Origin of the sequence: Mesorhizobium sp. M7D.F.Ca.US.004.03.1.1 (assembly GCF_003998635.1) — a bacterium.
Lineage (GTDB): Bacteria > Pseudomonadota > Alphaproteobacteria > Rhizobiales > Rhizobiaceae > Mesorhizobium > Mesorhizobium loti.
Window position 1 is genome coordinate 1 of sequence record NZ_RZQG01000956.1, and the last position, 2,170, is coordinate 2,170.

At 62.3% G+C, this 2,170-nt stretch carries 2 protein-coding genes; both read right to left on the minus strand.

The window, feature by feature from the left end:
- On the minus strand, positions 1 to 1,166 hold a 1,166-nt coding region (locus EN935_RS32430), incomplete at its 3' end, for an ABC transporter ATP-binding protein (RefSeq protein WP_206534616.1).
- Between the two features lie 390 nt (positions 1,167 to 1,556).
- Positions 1,557 to 1,967, minus strand: coding sequence for a GNAT family N-acetyltransferase (locus tag EN935_RS32435; protein ID WP_127264605.1), 411 nt, complete (start codon positions 1,965 to 1,967; stop codon positions 1,557 to 1,559).
- Positions 1,968 to 2,170 lie beyond the last annotated feature (203 nt).

Genomic DNA, 2,170 nt, shown 5'->3' on the forward strand with positions numbered 1-2,170 from the left:
TGGCCGACGAGCCCGACACGTTCACCCGGCGCGATATCGACCGAAAAGTCGCGATAGAGCGCCGATCGGTGATTGCCGTAGTGAAAGGTGACGTTGTCGAAGCTGATCCGTCCTTCAGTGATCCGGATCGGCTTGGCGCCAGGCCGGTCCTCGATGCCGAGCGGTTCGAACTGGAAATCGACCAGCTCCTCCATGTCGTTGATCGAGCGCTGCAGATTGCGGATATGCGTGCCTATATCCCTGAGATAGCCTTGCAGCACGAAGAACGAGGTCAGCACGAAGGCGACGTCGCCGGCGCTCGCCTGCCCCCATGACCACAGCATCAATGCCAGGCCGATCACCGCCGCGCGCATGACCAGCAGCAGCGCCCCTTGCGTGGTGCCGTTGATGGTGCCGCGCACCCAGGTGCGCCGCGTGCGCGCACGCCATTTGGCGACGACCCTGGCCAGGCGGCGCTCCTCGCGCTCCTCGGCGCCAAAGCCCTTGACCACGGCGTTGCAGCTGACCGCGTCAGCCAGCGAGCCGCCGAGGCGTGTGTCCCAGGTGTTGGCGAGCCTTGCCGCCGGCGCGACATAGCCAAGCGACAGCATTGCCGTCACCATGATGAACAGCACCGAGCCGGCGGCAACCACCGCGCCCATCAGCGGCCAGAACCAGCCCAGCAGCAGCGTCGAGCCGACCAGCATGACCACGGACGGCAGCAGCGCGATGAGGATGGTGTCGTTGAGCAGGTCCAGCGCCCACATGCCGCGCGTCACCTTGCGCACGGTCGAGCCGGCAAAGCTGTTGGCATGCCAGTCGGTGGAAAAGCGCTGGACGCGATGGAAAGCATCGGCGGCAATGTCCGCCATCATCTTCAGCGTCAGCTCGACGATCCCCATGAAAGCAAGGTTGCGCAGCACGACGCCGGTCAATGCCAGGGCCATCAGCATCGAAAACGCCGCCATCGCGGCATTCCAGGCAATCGTGTCGGCGCCGGCGCTGCTGGCGACGGCGTCGACCAGCCGGCCGGAATAGAGCGGCGTCAAAACGTCGGCCAGCGTCGACAGCAGGAAGCCGCCCATGATGAGCGAAAGCCGCCACGGCTGGCGCCGCCAATGGGTGAACGTGAAGCCAAGAACGCTGCGAAAGGCGCTCGCGCGCAAATCGATCTTGAAACGAGCCATGATGTCATTCGGGCGCAAACGAGCCCGATCCCAGTAAAGGTCGAAAATTGAAGAAGCCGCGCAAGGGGCTAATGAGTGCCCAGAAGCGGAGTGGCATATTTGGCGTCTCGCCCGTAATCGGGCGGCGACCGGCATCGGCATAAGCCTGTGCTCGATCCGGCATCACTGCGAGGACAAAACCCTCGCGGAGCGCCGGATGAGACCTAGGCTTCGCGGCCTCGCATTACCATTTGAAATACTGCCATTCGGACCTCCCGCAAATGAATCGCGGAAAGGTCCTTATAAAGACGCCCCGATGCATCGCCAAGATCAACTCACGCCAAAAGTGTATCTGGTCCAACCACTGCGATTATTTTGCAACAATGCGGCAAACCATCGCCGCGCGCCGCTTCATCTGGGATCGCGATCGAACCGCATGTAACGGCCATCGGTCGATGGCTTGAATCCAAGCTTTTCATACAAACTATGGGCGTCGCTGGTCGACAGGCTCCAGTGGAAAACAGTCCTGACTTCAGGATGATCGATCAGGGCCTGGACGAGCCGGCTGCCGATGCCCTGCCCGCGATGCTCGGGCCAGATGATGATGTCGGCGAGATAGGCGAACACCGTACGGTCAGTGATCGCCCGCCCGAAGCCGACCTGCTTGCCATCGATGTAGGCGCCGACGCAAAGCGAATTGGTGAAGGCGCGGTGATGGACTTCGTCGCTGCGCCCGGCGCCCCAATAGCTCGCCATCAGCAGGTCGGATGTCGCACGGAAATCGATCCGTGACAGGTCGAAGCTGATTTCACAGTCGGGCATGACTACCCTTGCCTGCGGCATGGCGTGAACTTTCGGTCAGGAAACAGTGTCTAGCCGATCCCTGAACCGGTTGGTGATGGGATAGCGGCGGTCGCGGCCGAAGTTCTTTTTGGTGATCTTCACACCGGGCGCTGCCTGCCGGCGCTTGTATTCGGCGATGTAGAGCAGATGCTCGATGCGCGTCACCGTCGCCCGGTCATGGC

Bases quoted from the DNA above. Each gene is read 5' to 3' on its own strand.
- EN935_RS32435 (WP_127264605.1), bottom strand. From the start codon at position 1,967: ATGCCCGACTGTGAAATCAGCTTCGACCTGTCACGGATCGATTTCCGT.